Raw genomic sequence first — 15,617 nt, 5'->3', positions numbered from 1 at the left:
TCTGCAGGTTCACAGACACGCTGCTAGGTATGTACCTTTTTGTAGATAAACTCTCAAACAGAGACGTAAAACCCTCCCAAAGGAAACTTCTTTTCACTTTTTTGTTTTTTTGCATCTAGAGTATAAAAACAAGCGATTAGTTTTTAATTTGCTCGACTCTTGCCAGCTTAAATAAGGGGAGTTTATTTTGAAATACAGAATCCTAGCTTTGCTGTTAAGCATTTTTGCTTACCTACCACATGCTAATGCTTCACTAGATGGCATCTATAAAGGATGTGGTTTAGGGCACTGGGTTGCCAACGGCTATGCTAGCGGCTGGCTTGCCGTTACTACCAACGTTACGTGGGACTTAGGTACTACCGCATCTATCTCTTATTATTCAACCCCAGGTTCGTGCTCGGGCCCATTTTATGCTGCTGCACAGTTTATCGACAGAACCTACCCGGAACTGGAACAAGAAACGGTTCAAGGTGAAGGTGAGCATATGCTTGCGATGCTGAATATCCTTGAATGCGGACAAAAAGAGCAAAAGATAGTCCGTCAGGGCATCCGAAGTGATTTTGCAAAAGTGCTGGCAAATGATAACTATGCTGAAATGCCTCACCATGAGAAGGCTGACAGCTATTACCGAATTGTGGCAAAACATGCTTCACAGCAGTGCGCGGCATCTTAGCCCATGTTAGCAAACAGATGATACGCGCTGGCGTGTCGTCTTGTTTGGGCATATTGCTCTCTATAACACTACTGTCCTCCTGGCCAGCATCGGGGTCAGCTTCACTGAGTGAAAAGCAGATAAATCAGTGGTCCAAACTGCTGCACTTTAAAGATGGCAGCAGTACCATCTCCAGCCCAGACTTTTTCCTTTCCGAAAACGGCAGTGTTGATGCAGAAGCCGAATTGATCGCTACTCTCAGCGCTTTTATGACACCTTCAGCAATGGCACACTGCCGCTACCCTGCCCGTTACATCTGGGTTAAAGACAACTTCGGTGCTGATTTAGCCCTGTCTTTACAAGATTGCGAAGACTATCAACAATGGATTCAGCACAGCAAAACCGAGTCGGTCAGTCTTGTTTATGTAACGGGATACCTAGGAAACCCCGCCTCCTTTTTTGGTCACCTGATGATGAAATTTAACCGCCAGGGCGACAATCAAACGGATATCGAACTACTCGATACAGGTATCAACTTCGGCGCGAATGCGCACCCTGACGACAACCCTGTGAAGTATGTACTGTATGGTATTTTTGGTGGTTACAGTGCCACTTATACCACTGCAACTTACTATCTTCATACTGGTAATTATGCTGAGAATGAGCAACGGGAGCTGTGGGAATATGAACTCAGCCTGACCAAACAAGAAGTGGCGCTAATACAGGCACACCTGTTTGAGCTGCAGGATGTTGATTTCAACTATTACTTCCTTAGCGACAACTGCTCTACTGCGTTTAAGGACATTTTGAGTATTGTGCTGGATCAGCCCCTAGATACCGGGATTCAGCCGTGGGACATGCCCATTGATATATTCCACGCTCTTCCGGACGCTAAGCATCATGGGCAACCTTTAGTGAAAAAGGTCAATCAACGTCAGTCTAAGTACAGCCGTATTCAAAATAAGTACCTCGCCTTAAGTAATTCAGAAAGGCAGCGAGCACTCATCATTGCCAAAGACATTTCAAAGCTGGAATCTTTTATGCAGTCGAATGATTTTTCTGAGTATGAAAAAGCCAAGGTTCTAGATGTATTAACCGAGTACACAGAATTGTTGTTAGTCACAAAAAATGAAGCTAACAACAACTACAAGGAACAGAAGCGAGAGTTGTTGCTGGCGAGGCTACAGTTGGATAGCTTTAGTGTGGACTGGCCGGAGAGCAAGGCCAAGCCACCCCATTTAGCTCAGCTACCCATCAATCTTGGTATGGGTGCAGGTTATAGTGACAGCTACAAAGGATATGTCAGTCTGCGGGGTTATGGTGCTTATTATGATTTTCTGTCTATTGATGTTGCTCGACTAAAAGATTCTGCTCTTACGGTTTTGGACACTGAGCTGCACATAACCGATGACAAGGTCCGTCTTAAAAAGCTGGATTTGCTTAATGTAGCTTCACTCAACACCAATGATGTGGATTTGTTTGAAAACGATCGCTTAGCATGGCAATTGGCTCTCTCAATTGAACATAGCGAATGCCACGATGAAGAGTGTTATCGCCCATACTTCAAAGGTTACTTAGGTCTAGCTGAACGCCGGTTTAGCAGCCTTTCAGCTTACTCTATGATTGGTGGACAAGTCGATTTCACCTACTTTGATGACTCTGAATTTCAACTTCCGACAGGGGTGCTTTATAGCTGGTCTGATAGCTGGAAAACACACCTGAGAGTGGTTCCTTCAATTGGTTGGGATGGTAATGGCTGGGACTTTATTTTTTACGGGGACGCACGCTACAGCCTCAGCAATAAAGCAGACATTCGTATAAACATCGAGAAAAGTTACGACAAGTTAGTAGGTGTTCATTACAATCGATACTTTTAAGTTACTCTTCCCATGTACCCAACGCGTATGTATGAAAGCAAGGGACAGGGTTGCTAATAAGAAAGCATCATTAGAATAAAATCGCAAACTAACCCAATTATCACGTCCGTTTTCGTCATATGCCTACTTTCTGCCTGTTAGAATACAAGTCATTTTCTCTCACCAGGTAGACTTGGTATTCCCTCGTACCTTAAGTAAGATGCCCCTACCCCCCTTAGTTTTTATGGAATTATGACTGAGTTATTTGAGCAAAAAAATTTGCAGCCGTTATACATTCAAGTCGCGGGAGAATTAAAGCGCGAGATTGATAAAGGCACTTATCCAGCAGGCAGTAAGCTACCGTCTGAGAATCAGTTGGTGGAGCTGTTGAAAGTCAGCCGTGTTACGGTGCGTAAAGCGTTGCAACAGCTCAATGATGGCGGTTATATCTTTTCCGAAAAGGGCAAAGGCAGCTTTGTTAAATCCAATAAGCTGCGTCATGACTTCTTATCTATGTCTGGATTGGCGCAAGAGGCAGCTGGTGCGGGTCTAGAAGCGACCAATATTGTCGATGCCTTTGAGGTGCAGCCTGCAGACGAGCTTGTCGCTCAAAAACTCAATATCGCTGTTGGTGATCCCGTTAATTTTGCTCGTCGTTTAAGACTGGTTAACGACCAAGTCGTCTCATTTGAAGAGTTCTACATCCCACGAGTACTACTTCCCAACCTAACAAAAGACGATCTCAAGGGATCAAAGTTCGAATATTTGAGTCGTCACGGTATTGAGATGGTCAAGACGCAACAGAAACTGTTACCCGCGTTGCCCGACGTGACAGTTCAGCAATTTTTGGATGTTGGAGAGCTTGACCCTATCTTGATCAACCACTCTCAGAACTTCTATGAAGAGCAGAAAATATACGAATACTCAACGGTTTATTATAAGTCTAGTCTGTATGACTTTGAGATAACCGCCCGAGTTTAGAGCATGTCGAATAGCCCACGTTTGTGGGCTATTTTTTTATCTATAGGTTTTTGAAGGTAAGCAATCTTATGCATTTCAGGTAAACAACAAGTGTGACGAATAACAAAAAACGACAACCAAAAATACAACCTGTATCTTACCTGTATTATCATAAATACAAGTTAAATACAGGTTGTTATTTCTTTGCACTCTTTGGAGACGAAATTTATGGCGCGAGATGCGAAAGTTGTAGCGGATAGAGTCATGTCCTTACTGGGAGGTGAGGGCAATATCGTACAACTGAATCACTGTGCAACACGACTGCGTGTTGTGGCCAAGGATGATGAAAAAGTCAACGCTGAAGGACTCAGCGCAACGGAAGGCGTACACGGGTACTTTTTCCAAAATGGTCAGCACCAGGTGATCTTGGGTACGGGCTTTGTGGGTAAGGTTTTTGCCACCATGAAAGGCAATGAAGCTATTGAAGAAACGCCACAAGCAGAAGAGAAAAATGACAAAGTAAGCACCTTCCAAACGGTAACTCGTACTTTTTCTGACATCTTCGTCGCCATTATTCCAGCCCTAGTTGCGACCGGTTTGCTTATGGGGCTGCGTGGGTTGTTGGTTAACGGTTTCGGGATTGAGCTCTCTCCACAGCTTAATACGTTGTCTCAAGTTTTAACCGATACTGCGTTCATCTTTATCCCAGTATTGGTGACTTGGTCGGCGATGCGCGTGTTTGGTGGTAATCCAGTGCTCGGTATTGTTTTGGGCTTGATGCTGGTGGCTCCGCAACTAGCTAGTAAATGGGATGTCGCTTTCGGTAACGCAGAAGCGATGATGATTCCGTTTATGGGCTTTGAGATTGCGGTAACTGGTTTACAGAGTTCAATTCTTCCAGCGGTGTTTATGGGTTGGTTCGCTGCTCTAGTTGAGAGTACATCACGCAAATATATCCCTGAAGTATTGGACCTCATTCTGACACCATTTATCACTCTGTTGGTCTCTTTGATCGCAGGCTTAGTATTCGTTGGTCCAATCCTACTCGGTATTGAGAAGCTGATTACCGAAGCTGTGCTCTATTTCTTACAAATCCCATACGGCATTGGTGGCTTGATCTACGGCGGCGCGATTCAATTCATGGCGGTAACAGGTATGCACCACACCATCGTGCCTATCACTATCGCGATGGTGACAGACACAGGCTTTGACTACATCAACCCATTGGGTACGGCAGCTATTGCAGGTCAATTCGGTGCTGCAATGGCTGTAATGTCAATGCAGACAGACAAGGTTAAACGCACGGGAATGTTTGGTGCCGCACTGCCAGCTCTATTTGGCATTACTGAGCCAGCCATGTTCGCGATTACCTTACCTCGCGTAAAACCTTTCTTATACGGCTGTGTTGGTGGTGCGCTAGGTGGCTGTTTGGGCGCAATTGCGGGTATCGGCTCAGCGGGTACGGGCGCAACCATGCTACCGGGTGTTCTGCTTTACCTTGGCGGCGGTCTAGGAATGTATGTTCTTGTTATGTTGGTGGGTGCGGCTTCGGCTTTCGCGCTAACAAAGCTGCTTTACAAAGAGCCTAAATAATTTTTCACCACTAATTTGAGTGAAGATCTTTTTCTTGGAGTTGTTATGGATTTTTCTAATCGTCAAAACCGCTTTGTCCGAATTCACGAGGTGAGCGAGGAGTATTTGGCGGATATTGAGCACAAAACACAAACTGACCCGTTTTATCCGAGCTACCACATTGCACCAAAGCACGGCTTGTTGAATGACCCGAATGGTTTGAGTTACTTCAATGGCGAGCACCACATTTTCTATCAGTGGTTCCCGCTTGGCCCAGTACATGGTTTGAAGCACTGGTACCACGTATCGACCAAAGATTTCGTGAACTTTACTGACCGCGGTATCGCGATGTACCCAGACCAAGATTACGACCATCATGGTTGTTATACCGGTGTCGGTGTACCACACGACGATCAGCTATACCTTTTCTACACAGCGAACTTGAAAAAAAAGAATGACCAACGTCATCCGACCCAAGTTCTCGCGATTATGGACAAGCAAGGTAACGTGGAAAAGAAAGGTATCGTAGTTGACTTCGATCCGAGTGCGTATACCGCAGAGATTCGTGACCCAGTGTTGGTGTGTCGTGACAACGAGTATCACATGCTTATTGGCGCTCAAGGTCATAACGAAAAGGGTACTCTCGCTTACTACCGCGGTAGCGATATTGATGACTACCATCACCAAGGTGATATCGATGTGGGGCTAGAAGATTTTGGCTACATGTGGGAGTGTCCGAACTACTATGAGACGGATGAAAATGGGGTTTATATCTTCTCGCCACAGGGCGTGAGCTCAGACAATAAATATGACCTTAAAAACGTCTTTTCTGTGGTTTATATGGTGGGTGAGCCTATTGATTTTGAATCGAAAGTATTTAAAAACCAAGGCTATCGAGAGCTAGACAAAGGCTTTGATTTCTATGCACCACAAACGTATCTCGATAACCAACAACGTCGCATTCTTATTGGTTGGTTAGGTAACTCAAAGAGCGACTATCCGACGGATAAAAACGGCTGGGCGCATATGCTCACGCTACCACGTGAGTTGATCATCGATGGCGACTACCTAATTCAAAAACCATTGAAAGAGCTTGAAGCACTGCGCCAAAGTTCGATTGATGTCGAGGACTCTGAAGCTCTAGAGCTAACGTCACGAGCATTCGAGTTGGAGTTGAATGTAAATGAGTCTTTCACTTTGACTCTGGCTAACCAGAAAGGTGAGCAGATGGTGTTCCGAGGCGATCAAGATGAGTTAATTCTAGACCGTACTCAAGTCTCTCACCTACATGCAGAAGCATACGGCACGGTTCGCTATGCTCATCGTCTAGAGCAAGCGCAAACCATCCGCGTCTTTGTCGATAACTCAGCGATTGAAATTTTTGCTGACAACGGCAAGACAGTGTTCACCTCTCGAATCTTCATTGATGAGTTGTCTCTAGTCACTCTCAATAATGCAAGTGGCACACTGCATTACATGTCTGCGATACAGGCTACTCGCTAGCCACTAATAAATTATTCCAAAACAAAAAAAAGGCCCTCATCGGGGAGGGCCTCTTATTGCCAAAATATAGGGTTTAACATGAAAAATACATTGAAAATGTCGCTTGCTGCGGCTGCAGTAATGGCCGCAACGACAGCGAACGCTGGAATCAGCATTGTTGATACTGAAGAAGGCAACTTCTCGGTTGGTGGTAATGTGGAGTTGAACTTCAACTACCAAGATCGTGAATCACACATTAGTGACGACAGTGAGTTTAACCAAGACGGCCGCGTTCTAATCGAATTTGCTGGCGAAAAGTATACGAGCAAAGGTCACTTTGTGGGTGTGAAAGCGCAACCGCTGTTTGAGAGCACAGGCAATATTGCATTGGATGATGCATACTTTGAGTTTGGTAAAAAAGATGGCTGGGCAATTAAGGCGGGGCGATTTGAAGCTTACGACATGTTCCCTGTTGGCCTTGATGTATTCCTAGAATACTCAGGTGATACAGCGAATGACCTGTATTCAGATGGAGCTGCATATTCATACCAAGCAAAAGAAGCCCGTGGCCGTGGCGCTGACGGACAAATCATGTATAGCCAAACATTTGGTGATCTCTACATTGAAGTTGGCGCTATGCTTGGAGATCGTTCTAATTTGTTCGATGACGGCCTTGACGGCAAGTACCACGGTAAAGAGATCGAATCGAGCAAAGATTCCTTTCTAGTTCGCCCAGTTGTGGCTTACCAAATGGGTGATTTCAAGGTAGCTGCTTCGGTTGAAACTAACCTCGTTTCTAACGCAATTGTCGCTGATGGCGTGGATATCTCAGATCGTACCGGTTATGGCTTAACAGGTAACTGGACGAGCGGTGATTGGACTGTAAATGCCAACGTTGCGTATTTGGATGCCGTTGACGAAAACAATTTATCAGCAGGCGTTAATGCACTGTGGAATAACTTTGGATTGGGTTACATTCACTCGATAAATAAGTATGAAGATAAAGAGTTTTCTTCGTGGGCTGAAGGCGACGTAAATGTATCAACATGGTATGCATCATACGCTTTCCGTGATGTACTGGAGGTACAAGATTTTTCGATTCTTCTAGGTACATACTACACAACCGTCGACAACAAGTTGGATCAGCAGTCGGACGCATCTGCGTTTGCTGAAGAAGATGATTTCGGTGCTCGTGTACGTCTGTTCTACGAATTCTAATTTAACGTCGTTACGAGAGGCAAAATCATATGAACAAGGTTTGGCGGACTGAAGGTGTGTCCCCCTGCCCTTCATAGTCTCTCAGCTTGGGAACGCCAATGTTTGGATAACCTATGATTTGCGGGGTTCCCTTGCTTGCACTCATGACCAGATTATTTTCAGCCAGCCAAAATCGAATACATCATGCGAATTAGAACGCCGTTCAGCTACCAAAATTCGCATGCTGCTTAATATGCTCAATAAACATAGGAATCTTATTGGCTACGTGTTTTCTTGATGCGTAAAAGGCATATAGAACCAAGTCATCGGGTTGGTACTCCATTTCTATGATCTTTAAAGCACCTGAGTTGATTTCAGCTTGGCACGTTTCAACTGGCAGTATCGCAAGCCCTAACCCAGATATCGCGCCCGTTTTCGCCATATGACCACTGTTGACCTTAAACGAAGATCGTACTTTCTGAGTACTAAGTTCGCCGCTATCTTTTTTGAAAACCCACGGAGTTCCGTTTATTGCGGTCAGGCTGCTGATGCATGGAATGTGTTGTAAATCAGTCGTCTGAAAAGGTGTCGGGTACCGCTCTAGCAGTTTAGGAGAACCGACAACAACACTCGGCCAGCGCTTAATCTCTCTCGCAACCAGATTTGAATCTTCAAGACGTCCGCGATGGAATTTCAAGATAATATCAAACCCATCGAACAAATCTTCTTTAGGGCTGATGCTCGTATCACAACACAATGAGATGGATGGGTACTGCTCGCAAAAGCTGACCACTGCATTCGCTAATGGCGGTGAGTCTGGCATCAATACCCTAAGCTGCCCAACAGCTTCTTGAGAGTGGCGAGTGACCTCTTCAAGTGCATCGTTCAATTTGCTCATTAACGGCTGCGTCAGTAAATATAGGTGTTCTCCCGCGTTTGTCGGAGCTATTTTTCGAGTCGTCCTGTCAAATAGTCGTGTATCAAGTCGCTCTTCGAGCATACTGATGTGGCGACTGACGTTGGAAGTTGGCAACTGGAGAAACTCGGATGCACGTTTAAAGCTCATGTTTTCATATACAGAGTGAAAACTTGTCAGCCATTGCTGTTCAATTTTCTCAAGCACGATCGATTATCCCATTATGTTGGATTTACTAACTCATTAATCACACTTTATTGCCTAATTTGGGTTTATACAATGCATGAACTGGATTAAACAACTAAAGGTGACTCATGAGTTGGCTTGAACAGCTAATACATAAAAAGAATATTATCCGTGCCCGAAAATCAGAAATACCGCAAGGCTTATGGAAAACATGCCCTCAGTGCAATCAAGTTCTTTACTACAAAACGCTGGAAATTCACTTGGACGTCTGCCCTCACTGTAATCACCACATGAGAATGAAAGCACGCTGCCGACTTGATAGCTTCTTAGATGCAGGGGAAAAGGTTGAAATTGCGAGTCATCATGAACCAAGAGATACGCTGGGCTTTAAAGATCAAAAACGGTACAAAGACCGTATTGCTTTGGCTCAAAAAGAGTCAGGCGAAAGAGATGCGTTAATCGCAATGAAAGGTGAGCTTATGGGCCTACCTGTTGTAGCCTGCGCCTTTGAGTTTTCATTTATGGCCGGCTCGATGGGTTCCGTGGTGGGTGCGCGGTTTGTTCAAGCTGTTAACACTGCGATAGAGAACAACTGCGGTTTGGTTTGCTTTTCGGCTTGTGGCGGCGCTCGGATGCAAGAGTCCTTGATGGCGTTAATGCAAATGGCTAAAACCAGTGCAGCATTGAAACAACTCTCAAATGCTAAATTACCCTACATTTCAATACTCACTGACCAAACTTACGGTGGTGTCTCCGCAAGCTTAGCGATGCTTGGAGACATTAATATTGGCGAACCAAAGGCAAGAGTCGGCTTTGCTGGGCGTCGCGTAATTGAACAAACCGTACGTGAGACATTGCCCGAAGATTTCCAGCAAAGTGAGTTTCTTTTGGATCATGGAGCAATCGATATGATTATCGATAGACGTGATATGAGAAAACGAGTAGCAAGACTACTATCTATGCTGACAAATACACCATTTACTATGGATGAATAACGGCCACTCAACTGGAAAGCGGTTTCATCGCAAGACAAGTTCTGAACGCGCTTTCCTTCACTTACGGGTTAAACGTGGCAATAATCTAATTAAATCAAGCACAAAACCTTTACCATTGAGCCTCAAAAGGTATATACATAATCTTAAGATCATCAAAATGTTGAATACTTCATGACGCTCCGAGAAATTCTTCAAATCCGTAATGTCCGCAGCTTCTTAATCTTTCGGAGCAGTTACTTTGCGCGTTTTTACTACCCTGTATTCACCCTACTCTATCTCGATTATGGCTTAACCCTATCTCAGTTCGCGATGCTTAACGTCGTTTGGGCGGCGACCATTGTTCTTGCAGAAGTCCCATCTGGCGCTTTTGCTGATACCTTGGGGCGAAAAAAGCTGGTGGTGCTATCTTCGGTGGTCATGTTTATAGAGATCGCCATGATCGCTTTCGTGCCAACGGGTAACCCAACTATTGTCTTCTTTGTCTTTTTGATTAACCGAGTGTTGAGCGGCTTAGCGATGGCATTGGCGAGTGGCGCCGACGAGGCTTTGGCTTACGACACACTCAAAGAACAAGGGAAAGAGGATGTCTGGCCGCAAGTGCTCCAGATCCAACTGCGTATTTCCTCCAGCGTGGGGATTTTGGTCACCCTAATCGGCGCAGCCATGTATGACGTGAACTTTATGGCATCTGTGTTTAACTTCCTTGGCCTCGACACTCCAGAAAAGACGCAAGACATCATGCGTATTCCGGTCTATGCCACTCTGTTCGTTGCGCTTATCGCCTTTTATGCCGCAATAAATATGGAAGAAGACAACAGTGCATTGCCTGTGCACGACAGTAAATTTGCCACCACAATCGCCAGCCTCAAATTAACCCTAAATACGGGTAAGTGGGTACTTTCCACCCCTTACGTGTTATTCATATTGCTCTACTACAGCTTGTTTGAGCATACATCGCGGATGTTCTTAACGATGAACAGCCAATACTATCGCGCAATAGATATTCCGATTATCTATTTCGGTTTGATCGGCGCGGGGATAAGCGTCTTGCAAATATTACTGGCTGGGCAAAGTCGTAAACTAGCAGAACGTATCGCCCCCAAAAGGTTTATTGCGATCATGGGCTTAGCAAGCATGGCGACGTACTATTGGATCAGCCTAGGGTGGTCAATCTATGGGGTAATTCCTGCCCTGTTACTCATCTTTATTATCATGACGATGAACATCTTCATTAGTTATCACCTCAATAAAAAGACGGAATCACACAACAGAGCGACGGTGTTGAGCTTTAAAGGTTTAATGTTCAACCTAGGATACAGCTCAATCGGCATTCTGTATGCATACTACTATAAGCTGGTGTCTCAGAGCTATACCGAGCAGGAGATAGAACAGCACATCGACTTCATCGCGTCACTCTCTTCATTTTTCTATTACTTTACGTTTCTGTTCATCGCAATCAGCGCTTTTTTCTATGTCAAACATAGGAAGAAGGCGATTTTCTGAAGAGGAATGTAACGAGCAGCCTCGGTTTAAAGCTTCAATGGGATCGTTTGAGCAAGATTATTTGATGTAGGAATCCAAAACTTTCAACACGATCTCCATATCTTCTTCTCTCTGCTTAGTATCTTCTTCACGCACAACATGCTCCTGTAGATGGCCTTTGATCACTTCACGCATCAGGCCATTCACCGCCCCACGAATCGCTGCTATTTGCTGGAGCACATTCTGGCACTCATTCTCTTCATCCAACATTTTTTTTAAGCCGTTTACCTGACCTTGTATCTTGCTAACCCGTGCCTTGAGCTTCTTTTGATCTTTCGCTATGTGTGACATGGCTTACTCACTCCCTTTATTCAGTGGCGAGATTCTACCTGATAATGTAGCACTCACATTATACTAGGGGGTAGTATTTTTATACTATGGGGGAGTATAGTTTATTTCAGATACAAAGGCTCTCCGCCATAACGCACTGAGCTTTGTATCTGCTATCGAAGTAAAACAAGAGAATCAACCGATGAAAGATGTGAAAGGTGTCTTCCGTAACCTTGAGAAAATGCTCCAGCAAGCAAGCTGGTTTGATGACGGATGGGAAATTTACAATCGCGGAAATTACCTTCAGCTTTACAAAGAAAATTGGTTCAATCACAACCAAGGCGGTGTCCATTTTGAGACCTTCATCGAAGCACCGCAGATCAAGCAAAAACAGTTTCCGGTATGCGTTCACGCTGAGGAAGATTGCCCATCTCAATCTGAATTTATTCGCCAGTTAAAGGAGCTAGAAGGTGAGCGAATCCAAGGCTGGAAAGGTTATAAAGCTCTGGATAATAGCTATGGTATTTGCCAGCGTACGCTGCCTCTGAACTTTAAAAACCTCGAACAGAGGCTCTTTGAAGAGTTCAATCGCCTTCGAATGCTGGAAGCCAGCATTGAGAAAGTACTACAGAGGCTATGACCGAACCGCTACATTTAAGTAAGGGATGATATGAAGAAACAAAAAAGCCCGTGTATTGATGTGTGTGACTTCTCAGGTCCAAAAGGTTGGTGTTTGGGGTGTGCTCGAACACGTGAAGAGTGTCAAAACTGGAAAACAATGAAGCCTTACGCCATCAACACTCTTCAAAGAGAATTGAAAAAGAGAATGACCAAAATAAATCAGTGAATCCCCCCATTTAAGATGGCCTTCCTATTGAGAGGCCACCTGAATCATAAAACCTCTCTATCGCGTACCAGTTTTACTGTCACGACATGCAAACTAACGATCAGCCGCGTTCATTAGTCATTCTGCTGCTGCGGTAATCTCCGCAACTTGCTCTCTAAACCATCGGTTAGCCTGATCGTCTTTATTTTTGATATGCCAGTACATTTTCATGGCGTAGCTTTCAAGCTCAACAGGGGGCGTAAAAGACGACACATTAAACTTACCTGCAATCAAATCGACAAACGTTCTGGGCGCGGTCAGGATCGCATCGCTTGATTCGACAATGTATGGTGCGCTAGAGAAGTTCGCGACCTTGTATTGCATCACTCGTGATAGCCCTAAACCTTCAAGTGCATCATCAACCATGCCGCGATTATCATTGCCTGTGCTAGCGAGAACATGGGGGTACTGGCAAAAGTCCTTAGCCTTTATCTTTGAATTTAACAATGGGTGTCCTGCTCTCACTACCGAAACGAAATCATCTCGATAAAGCGTCCTCACCATTAAGTTAGGGTGGGTTGAGTCTATAACACTAATCGCAAAATCCACTTCCCCACTCTCTATCTGACTAGCCAATGCTCGTTTTTCAATTTTCCTGAAAACAATCCGGATATTCGGTGCTATTCGCCCAAAATGACGGCTTAAATGGGGGGCGAGGATATGTTCAACCAGATCACTAGTGGCGATGTAAAAAGTTCGATCAGACGTCAAGGGCTCAAATACTTCTTGGAAAAGAATGTTTCTCTCAAAGTCGTTCAGCCAACGCCCTAAGGATGTTTGCAGTGACTCCGCTCTAGGCGTTAACACCATTTTATTACCTTGGCGAATAACTAGAGAGTCATTAAAACTGTGACGCAGCTTTTTAAGCGTATGACTCACGGCCGATTGCGTTAATCCTGCCCGCTCTCCTGCTTGGGTAAGATTTTTGGTTTCAAAGATAATTTGCAAAAGCCTAAGCTGGCTCAGTTCAATATCCGAAATATTTGACATTCACAACACCCCATTAAAAACACTCATGACTAGATTACCTTAATTAATTTCATTAATGAATGGGACAGACATATTCTTATCTCGAATCCAACGTAATCTAATTGAGGGAACAACATGAAAACACCAAAGCTTCTTACCCTAGCAGCCTTAATCGCAAGCCCTGTAAGCATGGCTGACAATATCTTAGTCGTTCTATCTGACGTATCTGAGATGAAGTTAAAAGGTGGCTACGACTACCAGACTGGTTTCTATCTCAATGAGCTGATGGAACCGGTAAAAATCTTTTTGGACGCAGGGCACACACTGACATTCGCATCACCAACAGGACAAGCACCAACGCTTGATCCCGTTTCGGATACTCCTGGCCACTTCTTAGATGAAAGTAAGGCCAACTACGAAGCACACAAAGCATTACTGAACAAACTCCAACTAACAAATTCCGAGCTAAGCCCAGTACTGAGCTTCTCACGCGTTGAACAAATTGGGATTGAAAACTACGACGCAGTGTTTGTACCTGGTGGTCACGCACCATTAGGCGATTTGGTTGCCAACGATCAGTTAGGTGATTTTTTACGCTACTTCAATGCTGAGTCAAAACCTACTGGGCTGGTTTGCCATGGCCCTGTGGCTCTTCTTTCGTCACTAGACAACAGCAAAGAATTCGAAACGCAAATGAAGAGTGGTTCTGAAGCAGAACCAGCCAAAGGTTGGATCTATGACGACTACAACATGACCACATTCAGCAACTCTGAAGAAACAGTAGCTACTCAGTATTACCTAGGAGGCGATGAGTTGTACTACTGGCCGCAGGACGCGTTAATAAAAGCAGGCGGTAACTACTCTCGTGGCGCAGAAGACTGGCAGCCACATATTGTTGTCGACCGAGAGCTAGTCACAGGTCAGAACAACAAATCATCGACAGGTGTCGCTTTAGCCATGTTAGAGCTACTGGACAAGTAAGTCGTTCATTATTCAGTCCACAACTTACACAATCTATATATTAGGAACCATATTATGACTCAGACAGTACTTATTACAGGTGTCAATTCAGGCTTCGGTTACCTGACCGCAAATACACTTAGTGACAATGGCTACACCGTTATTGGGACAATGCGCGACCCACAAGGCCGCAATGCTTCCATCGCCAACGAGTTTGCAGCGAAAGGAGTAATGATCGTCGACATTGATGTTACCGATGATGAAAGCGTGACTCGAGGTGTGCAGCATGCCCTAGAAAAAACAGGAGCAATAGACATCCTCATAAACAATGCAGGTGTCGGAACTCTGGGTTGGCAGGAAAGCTTCACCATCGACGACTTCAAGAAAGTGTTTGATATCAATGTCTTTGGTGTTCAAAGACTAACGCGAGCTGTTTTGCCTTATATGAAAAAACAGCAGCAAGGCACTCTTATTCAGGTATCCAGCATTTTGGGTAAGTTCGTTTTGCCTTTCCTGGGCTCTTATAACGCTTCAAAGCATGCGGTTGAAGGTCTGGTCGAAAACTACCGCGCCGAGCTCACTCAGTTTGGAATTCAATCGCTGATTGTTCAACCAGGCGGGTTTGGCACAGACTTCGGCGCCAATTTGCTTAAGTCGAGTGACACAGCCGTTTCACAAAGTTATGGCGAACATGCCAATGCACCAGAGCAGATGTGGGCAGGGACTGAGCAAAGCCACGATGCAGAAGACGCTCCAAACCCTCAAATGGTTGCTGATGCAATATTGAAACTGATAGAAACCAAACCGGAAGAGCGTACTTTTAGAACGGTTGTTGACGGAACAGGTTTAAACCCAGTGATAGGCGAGATTAACGCCTCAACAGAAAAAGCCATGCAGACGATCTACACCGCGTATGGTATGGAAAACCTTCTCCAACCATAAACAAACCGCTGATCTCACTGCCTAAAATGGAAGGCGCCGGAACGAAAGTTCTGGCGTCCTTTGATAGGTTGTCCCATCAAGCGCATAGTAAGTTATTGATACTAGATAAGCAATGAGCTAAAAGATTCCAAGCATGGAAATCGTGGTGTTGGCCGCCTATTTGAGTGATAGCATTGACTGGTTCCCCATCGCCCAATTGTTACAACGACAAGAAATTCATATTAAACATTAT

The 15,617-nt window shown here is 44.8% G+C and carries 15 protein-coding genes; 12 read left to right on the top strand and 3 right to left on the bottom strand.

From position 1 onward, the window contains the following. Nucleotides 1-187 precede the first annotated feature (187 nt). From QMA41_RS00855 to QMA41_RS00830, 6 genes are all read left to right on the top strand, one after another. Nucleotides 188-673, top strand: a complete 486-nt coding sequence (locus QMA41_RS00855) for a DUF3015 family protein (RefSeq protein WP_281628582.1) — start codon at nucleotides 188-190, stop codon at nucleotides 671-673. Between the two features lie 17 nt (nucleotides 674-690). After that, nucleotides 691-2,529, top strand: a complete 1,839-nt coding sequence (locus QMA41_RS00850; protein WP_281628581.1) for a DUF4105 domain-containing protein — start codon at nucleotides 691-693, stop codon at nucleotides 2,527-2,529. A gap of 231 nt (nucleotides 2,530-2,760) precedes the next feature. Beyond that, nucleotides 2,761-3,489: a GntR family transcriptional regulator gene (locus QMA41_RS00845; protein ID WP_281628580.1), complete on the top strand. Its 729-nt coding sequence runs from the start codon at nucleotides 2,761-2,763 to the stop codon at nucleotides 3,487-3,489. Nucleotides 3,490-3,696: 207 nt separating this feature from the next. Further along, nucleotides 3,697-5,061, top strand: coding sequence for a PTS transporter subunit EIIC (locus QMA41_RS00840; RefSeq protein WP_281628579.1), 1,365 nt, complete (start codon nucleotides 3,697-3,699; stop codon nucleotides 5,059-5,061). A gap of 45 nt (nucleotides 5,062-5,106) precedes the next feature. Continuing rightward, nucleotides 5,107-6,543, top strand: coding sequence for a sucrose-6-phosphate hydrolase (locus QMA41_RS00835; RefSeq protein ID WP_281628578.1), 1,437 nt, complete (start codon nucleotides 5,107-5,109; stop codon nucleotides 6,541-6,543). A 78-nt stretch (nucleotides 6,544-6,621) separates the two neighbouring features. After that, on the top strand, nucleotides 6,622-7,740 hold the full coding sequence (locus QMA41_RS00830) for a carbohydrate porin (protein ID WP_281628577.1): 1,119 nt from the start codon (nucleotides 6,622-6,624) through the stop codon (nucleotides 7,738-7,740). A gap of 202 nt (nucleotides 7,741-7,942) precedes the next feature. On the opposite strand, the gene QMA41_RS00825 is transcribed toward QMA41_RS00830, so the two are convergent. Beyond that, nucleotides 7,943-8,842, bottom strand: coding sequence for a LysR family transcriptional regulator (locus QMA41_RS00825; RefSeq protein WP_281628576.1), 900 nt, complete (start codon nucleotides 8,840-8,842; stop codon nucleotides 7,943-7,945). 107 nt (nucleotides 8,843-8,949) lie between these two features. Here QMA41_RS00825 and accD point away from each other — a divergent pair, with 107 nt between their 5' ends. Then, a complete protein-coding gene (accD, locus tag QMA41_RS00820; RefSeq protein ID WP_281628575.1) occupies nucleotides 8,950-9,816 on the top strand; it encodes an acetyl-CoA carboxylase, carboxyltransferase subunit beta in 867 nt (288 codons plus the stop codon). A 171-nt stretch (nucleotides 9,817-9,987) separates the two neighbouring features. Next, on the top strand, nucleotides 9,988-11,319 hold the full coding sequence (locus QMA41_RS00815) for an MFS transporter (RefSeq protein WP_281628574.1): 1,332 nt from the start codon (nucleotides 9,988-9,990) through the stop codon (nucleotides 11,317-11,319). Nucleotides 11,320-11,376: 57 nt separating this feature from the next. Here the strand turns inward: QMA41_RS00815 and rcnR are convergent, their stop codons facing one another. Next, complete coding sequence (gene rcnR, locus QMA41_RS00810; protein ID WP_171347743.1) at nucleotides 11,377-11,649, bottom strand: Ni(II)/Co(II)-binding transcriptional repressor RcnR; 273 nt, start codon at nucleotides 11,647-11,649, stop codon at nucleotides 11,377-11,379. Nucleotides 11,650-11,830: 181 nt separating this feature from the next. Here rcnR and QMA41_RS00805 point away from each other — a divergent pair, with 181 nt between their 5' ends. Both QMA41_RS00805 and QMA41_RS00800 read left to right on the top strand, forming a co-directional pair. Beyond that, a complete protein-coding gene (locus QMA41_RS00805) occupies nucleotides 11,831-12,268 on the top strand; it encodes a hypothetical protein (protein ID WP_021456815.1) in 438 nt (145 codons plus the stop codon). A gap of 30 nt (nucleotides 12,269-12,298) precedes the next feature. Beyond that, nucleotides 12,299-12,475 (top strand): DUF1289 domain-containing protein, encoded by a 177-nt coding sequence (locus QMA41_RS00800; RefSeq protein WP_006962545.1) that lies wholly within the window; start codon nucleotides 12,299-12,301, stop codon nucleotides 12,473-12,475. Between the two features lie 117 nt (nucleotides 12,476-12,592). On the opposite strand, the gene QMA41_RS00795 is transcribed toward QMA41_RS00800, so the two are convergent. After that, nucleotides 12,593-13,504 (bottom strand): LysR family transcriptional regulator, encoded by a 912-nt coding sequence (locus QMA41_RS00795; protein WP_281628573.1) that lies wholly within the window; start codon nucleotides 13,502-13,504, stop codon nucleotides 12,593-12,595. Between the two features lie 114 nt (nucleotides 13,505-13,618). On the opposite strand from QMA41_RS00795, the gene QMA41_RS00790 reads away from it, so the two are divergent. Next, a complete protein-coding gene (locus tag QMA41_RS00790; RefSeq protein WP_281628572.1) occupies nucleotides 13,619-14,464 on the top strand; it encodes a type 1 glutamine amidotransferase domain-containing protein in 846 nt (281 codons plus the stop codon). A gap of 54 nt (nucleotides 14,465-14,518) precedes the next feature. Further along, a complete protein-coding gene (locus QMA41_RS00785) occupies nucleotides 14,519-15,385 on the top strand; it encodes an SDR family oxidoreductase (protein ID WP_281628571.1) in 867 nt (288 codons plus the stop codon). Nucleotides 15,386-15,617: the final 232 nt, after the last annotated feature.

Source organism: Vibrio sp. St2 (assembly GCF_947311885.1).
Lineage (GTDB): Bacteria > Pseudomonadota > Gammaproteobacteria > Enterobacterales > Vibrionaceae > Vibrio > Vibrio coralliilyticus.
Note: the sequence above shows the minus strand (reverse complement) of the source record. Positions and strands in the feature narration are given on the sequence as shown.

Excerpts from the sequence above, each read along its gene's own strand:
- QMA41_RS00815 (WP_281628574.1), top strand. The coding sequence starts at position 9,988 with ATGACGCTCCGAGAAATTCTTCAAATCCGTAATGTCCGCAGCTTCTTA.
- QMA41_RS00835 (WP_281628578.1), top strand. The coding sequence starts at position 5,107 with ATGGATTTTTCTAATCGTCAAAACCGCTTTGTCCGAATTCACGAGGTG.
- QMA41_RS00840 (WP_281628579.1), top strand. The coding sequence starts at position 3,697 with ATGGCGCGAGATGCGAAAGTTGTAGCGGATAGAGTCATGTCCTTACTG.
- QMA41_RS00830 (WP_281628577.1), top strand. The coding sequence starts at position 6,622 with ATGAAAAATACATTGAAAATGTCGCTTGCTGCGGCTGCAGTAATGGCC.
- QMA41_RS00795 (WP_281628573.1), bottom strand. The coding sequence starts at position 13,504 with ATGTCAAATATTTCGGATATTGAACTGAGCCAGCTTAGGCTTTTGCAA.
- QMA41_RS00850 (WP_281628581.1), top strand. The coding sequence starts at position 691 with ATGATACGCGCTGGCGTGTCGTCTTGTTTGGGCATATTGCTCTCTATA.
- QMA41_RS00845 (WP_281628580.1), top strand. The coding sequence starts at position 2,761 with ATGACTGAGTTATTTGAGCAAAAAAATTTGCAGCCGTTATACATTCAA.
- QMA41_RS00785 (WP_281628571.1), top strand. The coding sequence starts at position 14,519 with ATGACTCAGACAGTACTTATTACAGGTGTCAATTCAGGCTTCGGTTAC.
- QMA41_RS00790 (WP_281628572.1), top strand. The coding sequence starts at position 13,619 with ATGAAAACACCAAAGCTTCTTACCCTAGCAGCCTTAATCGCAAGCCCT.
- rcnR (WP_171347743.1), bottom strand. The coding sequence starts at position 11,649 with ATGTCACACATAGCGAAAGATCAAAAGAAGCTCAAGGCACGGGTTAGC.
- accD (WP_281628575.1), top strand. The coding sequence starts at position 8,950 with ATGAGTTGGCTTGAACAGCTAATACATAAAAAGAATATTATCCGTGCC.
- QMA41_RS00805 (WP_021456815.1), top strand. The coding sequence starts at position 11,831 with ATGAAAGATGTGAAAGGTGTCTTCCGTAACCTTGAGAAAATGCTCCAG.
- QMA41_RS00800 (WP_006962545.1), top strand. The coding sequence starts at position 12,299 with ATGAAGAAACAAAAAAGCCCGTGTATTGATGTGTGTGACTTCTCAGGT.